The sequence below is a fragment of the Acidovorax sp. FG42 genome (genome assembly GCF_057809195.1).
In genome coordinates, this window is sequence record NZ_JBMDJM010000004.1 from 168972 (window position 1) to 183644 (window position 14673).

Here is a 14673-nt window from a genome sequence, read left to right on the forward strand (position 1 = left end):
CCTTGCTAGCCGCCCCTCGCGTGGGCCGTGCCAGTTGCGCAGGTCGCAGCCCATGTTTAGTCACATTGGATCTCAAAGATGAACACGCACCCCCGCCCCAACATCATCTTCATCGTTGCCGACGACCTCGGCTATGCCGACCTGGGCTGTTACGGCGGGCGCGACGCAGCGTTTGGCCCCGTGTCGCCGGTGCTCGATCAACTCGCGGCCAACGGCCTCAAGCTCACGCAGGGCTATTCCAATTCGCCCGTCTGCTCGCCCACGCGCTTTGCGCTGATGACGGCGCGTTACCAGTACCGCCTGCGCGGCGCGGCCGAGGAGCCTATCAACAGCAAAAGCCGGGGCAGCACCACCTTGGGCCTGCCGCCCGAACACCCCACGCTACCCTCGCTGCTGCGTGCAGCGGGCTACCGCACGGCGCTGATGGGCAAGTGGCACCTGGGCTACCCGCCCGCGTTCGGGCCGCTGCGCTCGGGCTATGAAGAATTCTTCGGCCCCATGTCGGGCGGGGTGGATTACTTCACGCACTGCAGCTCGGGCGGCCAGCACGACCTGTACCTGGGCGAGGAGGAAAAACAGCAGGACGGCTACCTCACCGACCTCATCACCGACCACGCGCTCGACTATGTGCAGCGCATGGCGCCGGGCGCACAGGCCGGCACGCCGTTCTTCCTGAGCCTGCACTACACCGCGCCCCACTGGCCCTGGGAGACCCGCGACGACGAGGCGCTGGCGCAGGAGGTGAAGACGAACCTGTTCCACCTGCACGGCGGCAACATCGAGACTTACCGCCGCATGATCCACCACATGGACGAGGGCATTGGCCGCATCATGGCGCTGCTGGAGGCAAAGGGCCTGGCGCGCGACACGCTGGTGGTGTTCACCAGCGACAACGGCGGCGAGCGCTTCTCGGACAACTGGCCGCTGGTGGGCGGCAAGATGGACCTGACCGAAGGCGGCATCCGCGTGCCCTGGATCGCCCACTGGCCTGCGGTGATTGCGCCGGGCGGCGTGAGCGCGCAGACCTGCATGACCATGGACTGGTCGGCCACCATGCTCGACGCCGCAGGCGCCGCCGCACATGCGGACTACCCGCTGGACGGCCGCTCGCTGATGCCGCTGCTGCGCGATGCCAGCCTGCACGACGAGCCCCCGCTGTTCTGGCGCATGAACCACCGGGGCCAGCGCGCCATGCGCCAGGGCGTGTGGAAGTACCTGCGCGTAGACGGCAACGACTACCTGTTCAACTTGGCCGACGACGAACGCGAGCGCGCCAACCGCGCGCCCGTGGAGCCCGACCGCCTGCGGGCCATGCGCGCCGCGTGGGAGGCGTGGAATGCGTCCATGCCCGCCATCCCCGACGATGCGACGGTGAGCCTGGGGTATTCGGTGAAGGACATGCCGCAGCGCTGAAGTTTTAGTATTTTTGACCCCAAGCGCCAGATGAATATGCGCGGGTAGCTATCAATTCAGTAGCGATCCACCCTGTCCCGCCTCCAGCAGCCGCGTGAGCAGCGGGTGCATCACCTTGCGCGCGCTGTAGATCAGGTGGAACTGCTCCTGCACGTCGGGCGCGGTGCCCACCTGCACCAGCCCGTGGGTCTGGGCCAGGTGCTCGCCCAGCGAGACCGGTGCGGGCATCACGCCCATGCCGGTGGCGGCAAAGGTGCTCAGCAGCGCGCTGTCTTCAAACTCCCCGGCAATGTGCGGGCGGATGCGTTCGCGCTCCAGCCAGTGGTCGATGCGCGCGCGCATGGCGGCGTGGTCGGTGGGCAGCAGCACGGGCACCACGGCCAGGCTGTGCGGAAAGTTGTTGGCCGCCGCCTCGGCCCACAGCGGGGGCGCATACCAGGCGATGGCGCTGCTGCCCAGCAGCTGGCTGGTGGTGCGCAAGGCCGGGTTGGGCGGCGCGGCGCGGTCGGCCAGCACGGCGTCCAGCTTGTGCAGCGCCAGCTCGCCCAAGAGGGGCTGGAACTCGCCCTCGTGGCACAGCAGGCGCAGGTGGGGCTCGTCCAGCACGGGCGTCAGCAGCCGGTGCACGGCCAGCTTGGCAATGCCGTCGGAGATGCCCAGGTTCAGCCGCAGCGTCTGGCCTGTTGCGGCCTCGCGCACGCGCACTGGCAGCAGCTCGCCCAGCGCAAAGATGTGGTCGGCCTCGTGCAGCGCGGCCACGCCCGCGTCGGTCAGCACCAGGTTGCGGCCCTCGGTGCGCAGCAGGCTCACGCCCAGCGACTTCTCCAGCTCGCGCACCTGGGCGCTGATGGTCTGCACGGCCATGTCCAGCCGCTCGGCGGCGCGGGCAATGCCGCCCTCCTTGGCCACCACCCAGAAGTAAAAAAGATGGCGGTAGTTGAAGCTCTGGCTCATGGGGTTTTTCGAGGGGAGAAGTCGAGGGAAGGTGTTTGGTTCGTAAAAACCGAACCAATACTACTGTGATCACAGGTTTTAAAGAAGTACACCGGCCCCTACAGTGCGGGGCTTGGGCGCCCGGCTGGTCTGGGCGTGTGAGGGCATCTTTGGAGAAACTCGATGGAAACAATCGGAACGTGGTGGATGTGGGCGGGATTTGCCGTCTTCGTGGTCATCGCCATTGGCGTGGACCTGCTGGTCATGGAGCGCCAGGGCGCGCACAAGGTCACCATGGGCGAGGCCGCGCGCTGGAGCCTGCTGTGGTTCTCGCTGGCCTTTGTGTTCGTGGCCATTCTGTGGTGGTACCTGGACAGCAGCCAGGGCCGCGAGGTCGCCAACACGGTGTCCATGCAGTTCATCACCGGCTACCTGGTGGAGAAGAGCCTGTCGGTTGACAACATCTTCGTCTTCCTGATGCTCTTCAGCTACTTTGCCGTGCCGCCGCAGTACCAGAAGCGCGCGCTCATCATCGGCATCATCGGCGCCATTGTGCTGCGCACGCTGCTGATCCTGGCAGGCGCCTGGCTGCTGGCCACCTTCCACTGGCTGCTGTATGTGTTCGGTGCGTTCCTGGTCGTCACGGGCGTGAAGATGTGGTTTGCCGCCGGGCAGGAGCCTGACATTGCCACCAACCCGGTGCTCAAGTTCCTGAAAAAGCGCATCCGCATCACCGACCAGTTCGATGGTGAAAAGCTCTCCACCATGATCAACGGCGTCAAGCACTACACGCCCTTGTTCGTGGTGCTGATCCTGATCGGCACGACCGACATCATCTTTGCGGTGGATAGCATCCCGGCCATCTTCGCCATCACCAGCGACCCGTTCATCGTGCTCACAGCCAACATCTTTGCCATCCTGGGCCTGCGTGCGCTGTACTTCCTGCTGGCTGACCTGGCCGACCGCTTCCACCTGCTGGCCTATGGTCTGGCGCTGGTCCTGGTCTTCATCGGCGGCAAGATGTTGCTCATCGACTTTGTGAAGATTCCGATTGGCTATGCGTTGCTGGTCACGGCCACGCTGATCGCCGGGTCGATCTTCCTGTCGCTGCGCAATTCGGGCGAGGCGGCCAAGGGCGCCCCACCCGCACTGCCCCCCAAGGCCTGATCGCTGCCGAACCGGGAGACCCGAGCCATGGATCTGATCGAATCGGTGATGCTGTGCATGTTGTTGGGCCTGGTGGGGGCCACCGCGATGGCCTACCGTGCGGAGAATGAGCCGCGCGACGTGCGCCTGCTGGTGGGCCTGACCACCTTGTGGGGCGCTGGCACCGCAGTAGCGTTCGTCGCATGATGCAGCCGCTGTGTCGCCTGCGCCGCTGGCTGCGGGCCCTGGAGCCCCGGGCCCGGCAGCTGCTGGACCGCAGCTGGCTGGCGCAGTTCCAGCCCTGGCTGGAGCAGCGCGCGCTGTTCCGCTTTCAGCGCCAGCCGCTGGCGCGCGGGGTGGCGGCCGGCATGTTCTGCGGCCTGATCCCCGGGCCGCTGCAGATCCCGGGCACGCTGCTGGTGTGCGCCTGGCTGCGCGGCAACGTGGTGGCCGGGGGCGTGGCCACCTTCTATACCAACCCGCTCACCACCGTGCCGCTGTATGTGATGGCCTTCTACCTCGGAGCGCTGGTGATGCCCGGCGTGCAGACGCTGCCCGCCTGGAGCAGCGTGGCGCCGGGCGGGGAGTTCACGGTGCAGGCCCTAGGCACCTGGATGCAGGCGCTGGGCACGCCGTTGCTGATCGGCCTGCCCACCCTGGGCCTGCTGCTGGCGGTGCTGGGCTATGTGACGGTGCAGCTGCTGTGGCTCGCACCCGCCTTGCACCGCAAGCGAAGGCTGGCGCGCAGCCGCTGAGCCCCGTATTCGGCCCGCGTCCTGTGGGGGGCAGGGCCGAAGGCGGCGCAGGGGCTTAGTCCAGCTTGACTCCCACCTTGGTGATGACGCGCCCCCACTTCTCCCGCTCGGCGCGCGCAAAGCTGCCCATCTGGGCCGCGGTGCCGGGCATGGGCTCCACACCCAGGGCCTGCAGGCGCGCCTTGGTGCGCATGTCGGCCAGGGCCGTCTGCAGCGCCTTGCTGAAGCTGGCCACCACGTCGGCGGGTGCGCCGGTGGGCACCACCAGGCCTTGCCACGCAAAGCCTTCAAACCCCTGCAAGCCTTGTTCGGAAATCGTGGGCACATCGGGCATGGTCGCCACGCGCTGCGGGCTGGCGACACCAATGGCGCGCACCTTGTTGCCCGCGAGGAACGGGTACACCGTCGCGCTGTCGATCCACATCGCGGACACCTGGCCGCCGATCACATCCTGGATGGCCGGGGCCGCACCGCGATACGGCACGTGCGTGAGCTTGAGTCCGCTCTGCTCGCGGAACAGCTCGCCCACCAGGTGGTGCGGGCTGCCGGGGCCGGCGGACGCCCAGTTCACCCCATCGGGCATGCCCTTGGCCCAGGCCATGAACTCCTTGAGGTTCTTGGCCGGCACGCTGTTGGACACCACCAGGAACATCGGAAAGCGCACCAGCAGGCCCACGGGCTGGAAGTCCTTTTCGGCGTTGTAGCTCAGCTTGCTGAACAAGAACGGGTTGGCTGCCAGCGTGGCGAAGTCGGCCGAGAACATCAGGTTGCCGTAGTCCTTGTGGCGCGCGCTGTACTCGGCGGCAATGTTGGTGCCTGCGCCGGGCTTGTTGTTGATGATGATGGTGCGGCCCAGCGTGGCCGACATTGACTCGGCAATGGTGCGCGCCACGATGTCCGAGCCGCCGCCTGCGGCGTAGCCCACCACCCATTCGAGCGGCTTGGAATCCTGGGCGTGGGCCAGGGGCAGGGTGGTGGCCAGGGCCAGGCCCGCGAGGGTGGCGAGGAAGTGTTTGCGCTGCATGGTGGTGTTGTCTCCGTGGTGGTCAAGGTTCAAGGCGGGTCGGACCCCGCACCGTCTGTGCCAGGTGAAAAGGTGCGGGCTAGGCCGCCACCGCGTGGGTAGGCACCACGGGCGTGATGGCCGGGGTGGTGCGCCGGTCGGCCGTGGGCACGGCACTGCCGCGCGCCAGTTGCAGCGCGTGCTGCAGCGTGGCCTGCTCGCCGATGTGGTTGGCCAGCAGCAGCACCAGGCGTGCGTTCATGGCGTGGCTCTCGGGCGTGGACAGGCCCTGGTGCGCCGCAATCAGCGCTTCATAAAAGTCGTCGCAGGCCTGCAGGTTCGGTTGGGTGTTGAGCATGGGCATGTTCCTTGTCGTCATCCTCGTCAGGCGGCCGCGACCGTTGCACGCGCCAGTGCGCTGCGCACCGCTGCTTCGGTGGGCGTGCGCCAGCGTGCGCACACATGCTGGTCGGGCCGCACCAGGTACACGGTGCGCGGCAGCGCATCCAGCCGCTGGGCGGCCAGCGCCTGGTGGTCGATCACGTCGATGCCGATCTGCAGCACCTTCACACCGGGCAGGTCACGGGCCCAAGCAGGGGCCGGGCCAAACACCAGCAGCGTGAAGTCCGGCCCCAGCTCGCGCAGCAGCCAGGTGGGCTGGCCCTGTTTCATCAACGGCGCATCCAGCAGCACGGCGCCGGGCACTTGCGTGCTCACGAAGGTGTCGGTATCCGGCGTGTTCAGTGGCGACTGGCGCAGCGTGGCAGGCACCGACAGGCGACCGCTATTGACGATGCGCCGTGCAAACGCATGTTCACGCGCCAGGTGCAGCGCTGCGTCGCGGAACAGACGGCTCACCTCGCTCTTGGGCGTGATGAAGTCGGTGGCGCGGGTGGAGTTGCACAGGTTCTCGTCGGCGGCGTATTCGCGCTCTGGGCCGTACGTATTCACCAGCGTGGGGCTCGCGCGACCTTGGAGCACCCAGTCCAGCTTCCAGGCCAGGTTCTCCGCGTCTTGCACGCCGCTGTTGGCGCCCCGTGCGCCAAAGGGCGACACACCGTGAGCGCTGTCGCCCGCGAAGATGACGCGGCCGTGCACGAACTGGTCCATGCGCAGGCAGGCAAAGGTGTACACGCTGGCCCAGTCCAGCTCGAACTGCGCCTCCGCACCCAGCAGCGCCTGCACGCGCGGGATGATGTTCTCGGGCTTCTTTTCTTCTTCGGGGTCGGCGTCCCAGCCCAGCTGGAAGTCGATGCGCCACACGTTGTCGGGCTGGCGGTGCAGCAGCACGCTCTGGCCCGGGTGAAAGGGTGGGTCGAACCAGAACCAGCGCTCTGTGGGGAAGTTCGCCTCATCCGCCAGCTTCACGTCGGCGATCAAAAAGCGGTCCTGAAAAATGCGCCCCTTGCTCTCCAGCCCCAGCATCTGCCGCGTGGGCGAGCGTGCGCCGTCGCAGGCCACCAGCCATTGCGCGTCGATCTGGTAGGCGCCCTCGGGCGTGTCGATGCTCAGCAGTGCGCCGTCCGCGCGGCTTTGCACGGCCGTCACCTTGTTGTGCCAGCGGATGTCGATGCCCGGCAACTGCAGCGCACGCTCCACCAGGTAGGCCTCGGCGTAGTACTGCTGCAGGTTGATGAAGGCGGGGCGCTCGTGGCCCTCTTCGGGCAGCAGGTTGAATTCGTACAGCTGCTCGTCTTTGAGGAACACCTTGCCCAGGTTCCACGACACGCCCTTGTCCACCATGCGCTGGCCCACACCCAGGCGGTCCCAGATCTCCAGCGTGCGCTTGGCAAAGCAGATGGCGCGCGAGCCGATGGAGAGTTTGTGGTCGTTGTCCAGCACCACCACACGCTGCCCGCGCTGGGCCAGGTCGATGGCGAGCGACAGGCCCACGGGGCCCGCGCCAATGACCACGATGGGGTGCTGTGCGGGCGTGGCGCGGTCCTGGTCGGGCGAGCGTACATAACCAAAATCGAGGGCCTGCACCTCGGCGCCGCTGGCGTGGAAGGCCTCCGGGGGGATGTCTCTGGGGTTCATTGTTGTGTCTCCTCCGACCTCAGCGGCCTAGCCTTCCAGGGCTTTCCACATTTGAATGTCGCGTTCAGCGGTCCAGATGCGTGGGTCGGGGTATTGCGTGGCCTCGTCGTAGGCCCGGGTCACGTCAAACGGCATGCAGTGGTTGAAGATCACCCAGTGGCCGTACTTGGGCTGCAGTTGGGCAAACGTGGCCTCGTACACCTTGCGCAGGTCTTCGCCTTTGGCCGCACTGGCCTTCACGCTCTCGTACAGGTCGCTGATGAAGGCGCGTGTGCCTGCCAGGCCCTCCTGCACCTGCTCGGGCGTCTGCAGCGCGGCGCCGCGCCCGGGCACCAGCTTCTCGGGCTTCAGCGCCGCGATGTTGTCCAGCGTCTGCGGCCAGTCCTGGAAGTACGCATCGCCCGCATACGGCGTGGCGTCGAACTCCACCAGGTCGCCGCTGAACAGGATCTTTTCCTGCGGCAGCCAGGCCACCGTGTCGCCCTTGGTGTGGCCCCGGCCCAATTGCAGGATCTGCACCTCCAGCTTGCCCAGCCACAGGGTCATCTTCTTGTTGAAGGTCATCGTGGGCCAGGTCAGGCCGTCCGGCACGCTCTCCACGTTCTGGAACAGGCGCGGAAAGCGGCCGATCTCGCTGTCCTTGTCGAACTGGCCACGCTCCACGATCAGGTCGCGCGTGTCTTCGCTGGCAATGATGTGCTCGGCACCGTATGCGCTGGCACCGAGCACCCGTACTGCGTGGTAGTGCGAGAGCAAGACGTACTTGATGGGCTTGTCCGTCACCTCGCGGATGCGGCGGATCACGTCCTGCGCCATCACGGGCGTGGCCTGGGTGTCGATGACCATCACCGCGTCTTCGCCAATGATGATGCCGGTGTTGGGGTCGCCCTCGGCCGTGTAGGCATAGGCGTGGTCGGAGAGCTTGTCGAAGCTCACCTTCTTCACTTCGAGATCGGCGGCGGAGGCAAAGGTTTTGACGGTGCTCATGGTGGTGATTTGTTAATGGTGAATGCGTTTATCTAAACGGAATGTGTTGATGTTAGGCAAGAAATTTGTTTATGTCTAACGCATTTGTTTAGGTGTAAACCCGAAGGACGTGTGGATGCTGCACTGCGTGGACAATCGCCCCATGCCCACCACGACTCCCGATCTGCCCCCCGCCGACGACGAAGACACGCCCCGCAGCCCGCGCGGCATCCAGAGCGTGGAGGTGGGTGGCCAGCTGCTGAAGGTGCTGGCGCGCACCGGTCGGCGCATGGCGCTCAAGGACCTGGCCCGCGCAGCGGACATGACAGCCGCCAAGGCCCATCCCTACCTGGTGAGCTTTGGCAAGCTGGGCCTCATTGAGCAAGACGCCGTGAGCGGCCACTACGGCCTGGGCCCCTTGGCCATGCAGCTGGGCCTGATCAGCCTGCAGCAGGTAGACCCGGTGCGTCTGGCCATTGCCGAGCTGCCCGCGCTGGCCCAGCGCATCGGCTACACCGTGTCGGCCTCGGTTTGGGGCGACAACGGCCCCACCATCATCCGGGTGGAAGAAGGCCCCACTGCCGTGTACGTGGCCATGCGCCACGGCACCACGGCCTCGGTGCGGCACACGGCCACGGGCAAGGTGTTCGCAGCCTTCGGCCCGCGCGAGCGCGCTGCCGCCGCATTGGCGGCCGAAGGGTTTGCGGGCGCGCTGGACGAGCCCGCGTTTGCGGCCGAGCTGGAGGCCGTGCGCCAGCACCAGATCAGCGAAGTGACCGACCAGCTCCTGCCCGGCATTAGCGCGCTGGCAACGCCGGTGTTCGACGGGTTCGGGCAGCTGGTGCTGTGCATCGCCGTGATCGGCCCCAGCGCGACGCTGCAGACGGGGCCTGCGAGCCCGGCGGCGCAGCATCTGCGGGAGGCGGCGCGGAGCTTGTCGCAGCGGCTGGGGGCGCCGGTAGCCCGCTGATGGATTGACTAGCTGCGCGCGTTGTCTAGCGCCTTAGCGCCTGGGAACCTTTGGCAAAACCGTCGCGCAGCCGCTTCTGGAAGTTCTATCAAGATGGTTGCGCTGCTATCCCAGCACACGATCTCAAAGCTCGCGCCACTGAGTTGGGGACGTACAGGCGGATTGGTCCAAAAAGATGCATTGCCATCTGCATACGGGGAAGCGTGGATGGGCGGTCGAGAGCTGCCCTTGGAGACTGCGCTGAAAACGGCCCAGATAAATTGAATGTCGTTGTAGCGAAGGGCTCGCTCTAGATCTGCACCAGATATCCAATGGTCCTCCGTGCGAAAGGCATCACCAGCCGTATGCTCGATATCGCTCACAAACCAGTCGAATTCGTTGGCGTTGAGCCCCAATGCATCCAGCACCCATCGCATATTGGTGTAGTAAGGAACCTGCGGGCAATCTTCCAGGATCAGGTTCATCGCTGGGTTGCCTTTCAGGTGCGCCCCAGCGCCTGGTCGACGTCCCACAGGATGTCATCCAGGTCTTCAATGCCTACCGACAGCCGCACCATGTCCGCGCTCACCCCCGCGCGGGCCAGCTCTTCTTCATTGAGCTGCCGGTGCGTGGTCGATGCAGGGTGAATTACCAGCGTCTTCGCGTCGCCGATGTTGGCGAGGTGGCTTAAAAACTCGCAGGCGTCGATGAACTTCTCACCCGCTGCTGCGCCTCCCTTCACGCCAAACGTGAGGATGCCCGAGGCGCCCGGTGTGCCGTCCACCGCGCGGAACTGCTTTTGCGCCAGGTCGTAGTACGGCGAGTCCGCCAGACCCGGATAGTTGACCCACGCCACCTGCGGGTGACTTTGCAGAAACTTCGCCACGGCCAGCGCATTGCGGCAGTGCTCGCGCATGCGCAGGTGCAGCGTCTCGGCGCCCTGCAGCAGCTGCCACGCGTTCATGGGCGACAGCACGCCGCCGAAGGTGCGGTTGACCTCCATGCGCGCCTTCATGGTGTAGCCGAAGTCGCCAAAGGTCTCGTAGAACTTCACGCCGTGGTAGGCGCGGCTGGGCTCCACCATCTCGGGGAATTTGCCGTTGTCCCACGGGAACTTGCCGCCTTCCACCACCACACCACCCATGGTCGTACCGTGGCCGCCGATGTACTTGGTGGCGCTGTGCACCACGATGTCGGCGCCCAGGGCGAGCGGGTTGCACAGGTACGGGCTGGCCACCGTGTTGTCGATGACGAGCGGCACGCCGTGCGCATGCGCCACCTCGGCCACGGCCGCGATGTCGAGCACGTTGACCAGCGGGTTGCCGATGGTCTCGCCGTACACGGCGCGGGTGTTGGGGCGCATGGCGCGCACAAAGTTCTCGGGGTCGGCCGGGTCCACAAACGTGGTCTCGATGCCCAGACGGCTGAAGCCCACGCCCAGCTGCCCCACGGTGCCGCCGTAGAGCGTGCTGGCCGCCACGATGTGATCACCGGTTTTCAAAATGGCCAGCAGCGCTGCCATCTGCGCGGCCATGCCACTGGCGCAGGCGAGCGCGGCGCGGCCGTTCTCCAGGCTGGCGATGCGCTCCTCGAAGACAGCCACCGTGGGGTTGCTGATGCGGCTGTAGACGTTGCCAAAGGTCTGCAGGTTGAACAGGCTGCTCGCGTGCTCGGCGTTGTCGAACACAAAGCTGGTCGTCTGGTGGATGGGCGTGGCGCGGGCGCCGGTCACGGGGTCGGGCTGGGCACCGGCGTGGATGGCGCGGGTGCCAAAGCCGAAGTGGCGGTCGGCACCGTTGGATGTGGGCTCTGTCATGGCGGTGGCGCAGCCCGCAGTGCTGCGCAGGGGGTTGGGTGAAGGAATTTGAATGAAATAGGCCGCAAGTGCTAGTGCAATATGCGCTGGCAGCTATTAATTTGCTAGTAAGGCAGCTGCCGCAGGCGCTTGGCGCTGATCACGCGCGTGTTCACGCCCATCCAGCCCAGGCCACCAAACAGCCGGGCATGTTCGATCTTCACGCAGCGGTTCTGGATCACCTGCAGCCCGGCGGCCTCGGCGCGCAGGCCTGCGGCCTCGTTGAAAACGCCCAGCTGAAGCCACAGGCACTGTGCGCCGATGGCGACGGCCTCGTCGGCCAGCGGCGGGATGTCCTCACTCTTGCGAAAGCAGTCCACCATGTCGATCTTCTGGCCCTGCGCTGCCAGCGCGGCAGCCGCCTCGGTCACGCTGGCGTAGGCCGTCTCGCCCAGGATCTGCCCGCCCTCACGCGCCACCAGCGGGTTGACGGGCACGATGCGGTAGCCGTGCGCCTGCATGTACTTGGCGGCGAAGTAGCTAGGGCGGTGCCACTGCGGCGAGAGGCCCACCACCGCGATGGTGCGGCAGGCGGTGAGCAGGTGGCGCAGGGTGCTGATGGTGTCGGGGGTGTGGAGCATGCAAACAGTGTACGCATGCCCTCGGGTTCCCAGCGGCAGGTCAGGCCGGTGACTTGTACTTGATGCTGCACCCATACGGCGCCGTCGTCGCCGCTGAGATCGGCTTGCCTGCCAGCGCCTCGGCCAGCCCCACCTTCACATAGTTGGTGGCCTTCTCGATGTCGGCCGGGCGGGCTGAGGGGATGCTGTCGATGCCGCCCGCGTAGATGAGCTGGCCCTGCGGGTTGACGATGTACAGGTGCGGCGTGGTGCGCGCCCCGTAGCTCTTGCCCACGGTGCCTTCCTCGTCCATCAGCACGGCAGTAGGGGCGGCCTTGCGCTCGGTCTTCCAGGCTGCGAGCTTGGCGGGCTCCAGGTAGTCGCTGCTGGCTTTTTCGGTGGAGTTGATGGACAGCCACACCACGCCCTTACTCGTGGCGTCTTTTTGAGTGGCGGGCATGTTGCCGCTGTCGTAGTGCTTGCGCACAAAGGGGCAGCCGGGGTTGGTCCATTCCAGCACCACGTGTTTGCCCTTGAAGTCCGACAGGCGCACGGTCTTGCCCGACGTGTCCTTGAGCGTGAAGTCGGGCGCGGGCTGGCCCACGGTGGCGGCTGCCTGGGCGCCCAGGGCGACGAGGGCAGCGGTGGCGATCAACGTACGGCGAAGCAGCTTCATGGCGGGGTCTCCTGAAGGGTTGGCGGGTGGCCGAAAGCAGGGAGGGCTACAGCTGGGCAATGGTGGCGCGCACCTCGTCCACGCTGAGCACCTCGGTCAGCACCACCGGCGGTTTGCCAGGGCGGTAGAACACGTACACAGGCACGCCGTTGCGGCCCAGCGATGCCAGGGCGGCAGTGATGGCAGGGTCGCGGCGCGTCCAGTCTGCGCGCAGCAGGGCGACGTTCTTGGTCTGCAAGTCGGCCAGCACATCGGCGTGGGCCAGGGTGGTCTTCTTGTTGTACTGGCAGGTCACGCACCAGGCGGCAGTGAAGTCTACAAACACGGGGCGGCCACCGGCCACGATCTGCTCGGCCGCGCCGGGGGCCCAGGGCTGCCAGCCGGTGGCCGACGACGCCTGGGTAGCGCTTTGCGTGGTGGGTACGTTGGTGATGTGCGGCGCAAAAGACCAGACCAGCAAGGCCATCGCCGCGATGGACACGCTGGCCATCCACACCCGCGCACGGCCTGCCAGCGACAGGGCCCACACCACCAGCGACAGCCCCACCAGCAGGATCAGCAGCGCACCCGCGCCATCGATGCCGCTTTGCTGGCCCAGCACCCACACCAGCCAGACCACCGTGGCCAGCATGGGGAAGGCCATGAGCTTGCGGAAGGTGTCCATCCACGCCCCGGGGCGGGGCAGGGCGCGCGCCACGGCGGGCACAAAGCTGGCCGCCAGATACGGCAGCGCCAGTCCCAGCCCCAGCGCCGCAAACACGGCGAGCGCCTGGGGAGCGGGCAGCGTGGCCGTCAGCCCCATGGATGCACCCATGAACGGCGCCGTGCATGGCGACGCCACGGCCACGGCCAGCACGCCGGTCAGAAAACTGTCGGCCACCGGGTGGCGCGCCTGCAGGCTGGCCACGGAGGACGGCAGGAAATGCCCGAACTCGAACACGCCTGCCAGGTTGAGCGCGATCAGCGTGAACAGCGCCGCCAGCGATGCAACCACGGCGGGCGACTGGAGCTGAAAGCCCCAGCCCACGGCCTCGCCCGCCGCACGCAGGCCCAGCATGAGCGCGCCGAGGGCAATGAACGACAGCACCACGCCTGCCGTGTAGGCGATTCCGCTGATGCGGTGCGCGCGCCGGTCCTGCGCATGCTGGGTGAAGCCCACCACCTTGATCGCCAGCACCGGGAACACGCAGGGCATCAGGTTGAGGATGAGCCCGCCAAGCAAGGCGCCCAGCAACGCGGCTGTGAGGGTGAGGGACGAAGCGCCAGAGCCTGCGGCCGACGTTGCCGCGCCGCCTGCCTGCGCTGCATTCGCCTTGAGTGCGGCTTCCAGGGCGGGTGACACCGCAGCGACTGACGCGCCCTGCGGCCAGGTGCCCAGCACCTTCAGTTCGGCGCGGTAGCCGGTGCGGGCGTCGGGGCCGGTGCCATGGCCTGGGGCCGCCTGCTCGGCCAGCACCACGGGCATCAGGCTGGGGCTGGCGCTGCGCTGGGCCGACAGGGGGATCTGCGCGGTCCACACGCTACCGTTCCAGGCCTGCTTCCACTGCGCGGCGTTGTCGATGACCTCGGCAGTTTCGGGGAACAGGTCCAGCGTCTTGCCGCGCAGCGCCACGGGCAGGCCCTGCACGCTGACGTTGAGCACATTGTCGTCCGCAATCTGCGCTTGGCTGTCGGGAACGACGCCGTTGGTGCCCGCCAGCACGGGCTGGGGTTGGGCCTTGGCTGCGGCCTCGAAAGCCGCGCCGTTGAGCGCCGTGGTGCTCTGGATGGGCAGTTGCAGCGTGAACTCGCCCTCTTCAGGAATGCACTCCTTGCGGCACACCAGCCACGAGGCGCGCAGTTTGATGGTGGCGTCCTTGGCCAGCGGGCCGGGGGCGAAGGTGCTGGCCACCGTCACGGGCACGGGCAGCAGCACCGTGCCTTCGTAGCCATAGTTGGCCAGCGTGCCGATAGGGATCTTCTTGGGCAGGGGCCAGGCGATCTCGCCCGCGTCCAGCCCGGCGGGCAGCGTCCAGGCCAAGTCGGTGGGCAGGCCGGAGTCGCCGGGGTTCTTCCAGTAGGTGTGCCACTCTGGCTGGTGGGTGATTTGCAGGCCCAGCCACAGCGGCTGGCCGGGTGCCACGCCCTGGGGCGCATGGGCCAGCAACTCGGCCCGCACATAGGGCGTGGTGACCACGCTGGTGCCCTGGCCGGTTGTTTTGGTGCCCAATTGGGCGATAGCGCTAGTCCATAAAGCGCTGGCAGCTATAAAAAAGAGAGTGGCTGCAAGGCGGCGGAACAGGCGTGAAGGCATGGTGCAGTGTGGGAGCGGGCGGGGCGGGATTGGTTCCGGCGCCCTGCGCTCTGCCTGCGGGGCGATGGGACTGGCTGGTGGGAGATT

15 protein-coding genes are annotated in these 14673 nt (G+C 66.9%); 5 read left to right on the forward strand and 10 right to left on the reverse strand.

The window, feature by feature from the left end:
* Positions 1 to 78: 78 nt before the first annotated feature.
* Positions 79 to 1413 carry a sulfatase family protein gene (locus ACODSM_RS06665; protein ID WP_488804736.1) on the forward strand — a complete coding sequence of 445 codons (1335 nt, stop codon included), beginning with the start codon at positions 79 to 81 and terminating at the stop codon, positions 1411 to 1413.
* Positions 1414 to 1464: 51 nt separating this feature from the next.
* Here ACODSM_RS06665 and ACODSM_RS06670 read toward each other — a convergent pair whose 3' ends face one another.
* The gene (locus ACODSM_RS06670) at positions 1465 to 2367 is read right to left on the reverse strand and encodes a LysR family transcriptional regulator (RefSeq protein ID WP_488804737.1); all 903 of its coding nucleotides are present in this window, start codon (positions 2365 to 2367) and stop codon (positions 1465 to 1467) included.
* Between the two features lie 162 nt (positions 2368 to 2529).
* Between ACODSM_RS06670 and ACODSM_RS06675 the strand changes: the two genes are divergently transcribed.
* Genes ACODSM_RS06675 through ACODSM_RS06685 form a run of 3 tightly spaced genes read left to right on the forward strand, consistent with a single transcriptional unit; the run spans position 2530 to position 4247 of the window.
* Positions 2530 to 3513 carry a TerC family protein gene (locus tag ACODSM_RS06675; protein ID WP_060987433.1) on the forward strand — a complete coding sequence of 328 codons (984 nt, stop codon included), beginning with the start codon at positions 2530 to 2532 and terminating at the stop codon, positions 3511 to 3513.
* Positions 3514 to 3540: 27 nt separating this feature from the next.
* Positions 3541 to 3699 carry a hypothetical protein gene (locus ACODSM_RS06680; protein WP_167514376.1) on the forward strand — a complete coding sequence of 53 codons (159 nt, stop codon included), beginning with the start codon at positions 3541 to 3543 and terminating at the stop codon, positions 3697 to 3699.
* Positions 3696 to 4247: a DUF2062 domain-containing protein gene (locus ACODSM_RS06685; protein ID WP_488804738.1), complete on the forward strand. Its 552-nt coding sequence runs from the start codon at positions 3696 to 3698 to the stop codon at positions 4245 to 4247. Before ACODSM_RS06680 ends, ACODSM_RS06685 begins: the two co-directional genes overlap by 4 nt.
* A gap of 55 nt (positions 4248 to 4302) precedes the next feature.
* Here the strand turns inward: ACODSM_RS06685 and ACODSM_RS06690 are convergent, their stop codons facing one another.
* The 4 genes from ACODSM_RS06690 to ACODSM_RS06705 form a co-directional block, all read right to left on the reverse strand.
* Positions 4303 to 5271, reverse strand: coding sequence for a Bug family tripartite tricarboxylate transporter substrate binding protein (locus ACODSM_RS06690; protein WP_488804739.1), 969 nt, complete (start codon positions 5269 to 5271; stop codon positions 4303 to 4305).
* Between the two features lie 79 nt (positions 5272 to 5350).
* Positions 5351 to 5608 carry a DUF2783 domain-containing protein gene (locus ACODSM_RS06695; protein WP_274111369.1) on the reverse strand — a complete coding sequence of 86 codons (258 nt, stop codon included), beginning with the start codon at positions 5606 to 5608 and terminating at the stop codon, positions 5351 to 5353.
* 26 nt (positions 5609 to 5634) lie between these two features.
* Positions 5635 to 7287: an FAD-dependent oxidoreductase gene (locus tag ACODSM_RS06700; RefSeq protein ID WP_488804740.1), complete on the reverse strand. Its 1653-nt coding sequence runs from the start codon at positions 7285 to 7287 to the stop codon at positions 5635 to 5637.
* Positions 7288 to 7314: 27 nt separating this feature from the next.
* On the reverse strand, positions 7315 to 8274 hold the full coding sequence (locus ACODSM_RS06705; protein WP_488804741.1) for an MBL fold metallo-hydrolase: 960 nt from the start codon (positions 8272 to 8274) through the stop codon (positions 7315 to 7317).
* 142 nt (positions 8275 to 8416) lie between these two features.
* Here ACODSM_RS06705 and ACODSM_RS06710 point away from each other — a divergent pair, with 142 nt between their 5' ends.
* On the forward strand, positions 8417 to 9223 hold the full coding sequence (locus tag ACODSM_RS06710) for an IclR family transcriptional regulator (RefSeq protein ID WP_291444162.1): 807 nt from the start codon (positions 8417 to 8419) through the stop codon (positions 9221 to 9223).
* 8 nt (positions 9224 to 9231) lie between these two features.
* Here the strand turns inward: ACODSM_RS06710 and ACODSM_RS06715 are convergent, their stop codons facing one another.
* From ACODSM_RS06715 to ACODSM_RS06735, 5 genes are all read right to left on the reverse strand, one after another.
* Positions 9232 to 9687 (reverse strand): hypothetical protein, encoded by a 456-nt coding sequence (locus tag ACODSM_RS06715; RefSeq protein ID WP_488804742.1) that lies wholly within the window; start codon positions 9685 to 9687, stop codon positions 9232 to 9234.
* Between the two features lie 14 nt (positions 9688 to 9701).
* Positions 9702 to 11018 (reverse strand): O-acetylhomoserine aminocarboxypropyltransferase/cysteine synthase family protein, encoded by a 1317-nt coding sequence (locus tag ACODSM_RS06720; RefSeq protein ID WP_488804743.1) that lies wholly within the window; start codon positions 11016 to 11018, stop codon positions 9702 to 9704.
* A gap of 104 nt (positions 11019 to 11122) precedes the next feature.
* A complete protein-coding gene (locus tag ACODSM_RS06725; RefSeq protein ID WP_056065594.1) occupies positions 11123 to 11638 on the reverse strand; it encodes a CoA-binding protein in 516 nt (171 codons plus the stop codon).
* Between the two features lie 40 nt (positions 11639 to 11678).
* A complete protein-coding gene (locus ACODSM_RS06730; protein WP_488804744.1) occupies positions 11679 to 12293 on the reverse strand; it encodes a thioredoxin family protein in 615 nt (204 codons plus the stop codon).
* Between the two features lie 46 nt (positions 12294 to 12339).
* Positions 12340 to 14586 (reverse strand): protein-disulfide reductase DsbD family protein, encoded by a 2247-nt coding sequence (locus tag ACODSM_RS06735; protein ID WP_488804745.1) that lies wholly within the window; start codon positions 14584 to 14586, stop codon positions 12340 to 12342.
* Positions 14587 to 14673 lie beyond the last annotated feature (87 nt).

Bases quoted from the DNA above. Each gene is read 5' to 3' on its own strand.
- ACODSM_RS06665 (WP_488804736.1), top strand. From the start codon at position 79: ATGAACACGCACCCCCGCCCCAACATCATCTTCATCGTTGCCGACGAC.
- ACODSM_RS06700 (WP_488804740.1), bottom strand. From the start codon at position 7,287: ATGAACCCCAGAGACATCCCCCCGGAGGCCTTCCACGCCAGCGGCGCC.
- ACODSM_RS06675 (WP_060987433.1), top strand. From the start codon at position 2,530: ATGGAAACAATCGGAACGTGGTGGATGTGGGCGGGATTTGCCGTCTTC.
- ACODSM_RS06710 (WP_291444162.1), top strand. From the start codon at position 8,417: ATGCCCACCACGACTCCCGATCTGCCCCCCGCCGACGACGAAGACACG.
- ACODSM_RS06715 (WP_488804742.1), bottom strand. From the start codon at position 9,687: ATGAACCTGATCCTGGAAGATTGCCCGCAGGTTCCTTACTACACCAAT.
- ACODSM_RS06670 (WP_488804737.1), bottom strand. From the start codon at position 2,367: ATGAGCCAGAGCTTCAACTACCGCCATCTTTTTTACTTCTGGGTGGTG.
- ACODSM_RS06680 (WP_167514376.1), top strand. From the start codon at position 3,541: ATGGATCTGATCGAATCGGTGATGCTGTGCATGTTGTTGGGCCTGGTG.
- ACODSM_RS06730 (WP_488804744.1), bottom strand. From the start codon at position 12,293: ATGAAGCTGCTTCGCCGTACGTTGATCGCCACCGCTGCCCTCGTCGCC.
- ACODSM_RS06695 (WP_274111369.1), bottom strand. From the start codon at position 5,608: ATGCTCAACACCCAACCGAACCTGCAGGCCTGCGACGACTTTTATGAA.
- ACODSM_RS06690 (WP_488804739.1), bottom strand. From the start codon at position 5,271: ATGCAGCGCAAACACTTCCTCGCCACCCTCGCGGGCCTGGCCCTGGCC.
- ACODSM_RS06725 (WP_056065594.1), bottom strand. From the start codon at position 11,638: ATGCTCCACACCCCCGACACCATCAGCACCCTGCGCCACCTGCTCACC.
- ACODSM_RS06735 (WP_488804745.1), bottom strand. From the start codon at position 14,586: ATGCCTTCACGCCTGTTCCGCCGCCTTGCAGCCACTCTCTTTTTTATA.
- ACODSM_RS06705 (WP_488804741.1), bottom strand. From the start codon at position 8,274: ATGAGCACCGTCAAAACCTTTGCCTCCGCCGCCGATCTCGAAGTGAAG.
- ACODSM_RS06720 (WP_488804743.1), bottom strand. From the start codon at position 11,018: ATGACAGAGCCCACATCCAACGGTGCCGACCGCCACTTCGGCTTTGGC.
- ACODSM_RS06685 (WP_488804738.1), top strand. From the start codon at position 3,696: ATGATGCAGCCGCTGTGTCGCCTGCGCCGCTGGCTGCGGGCCCTGGAG.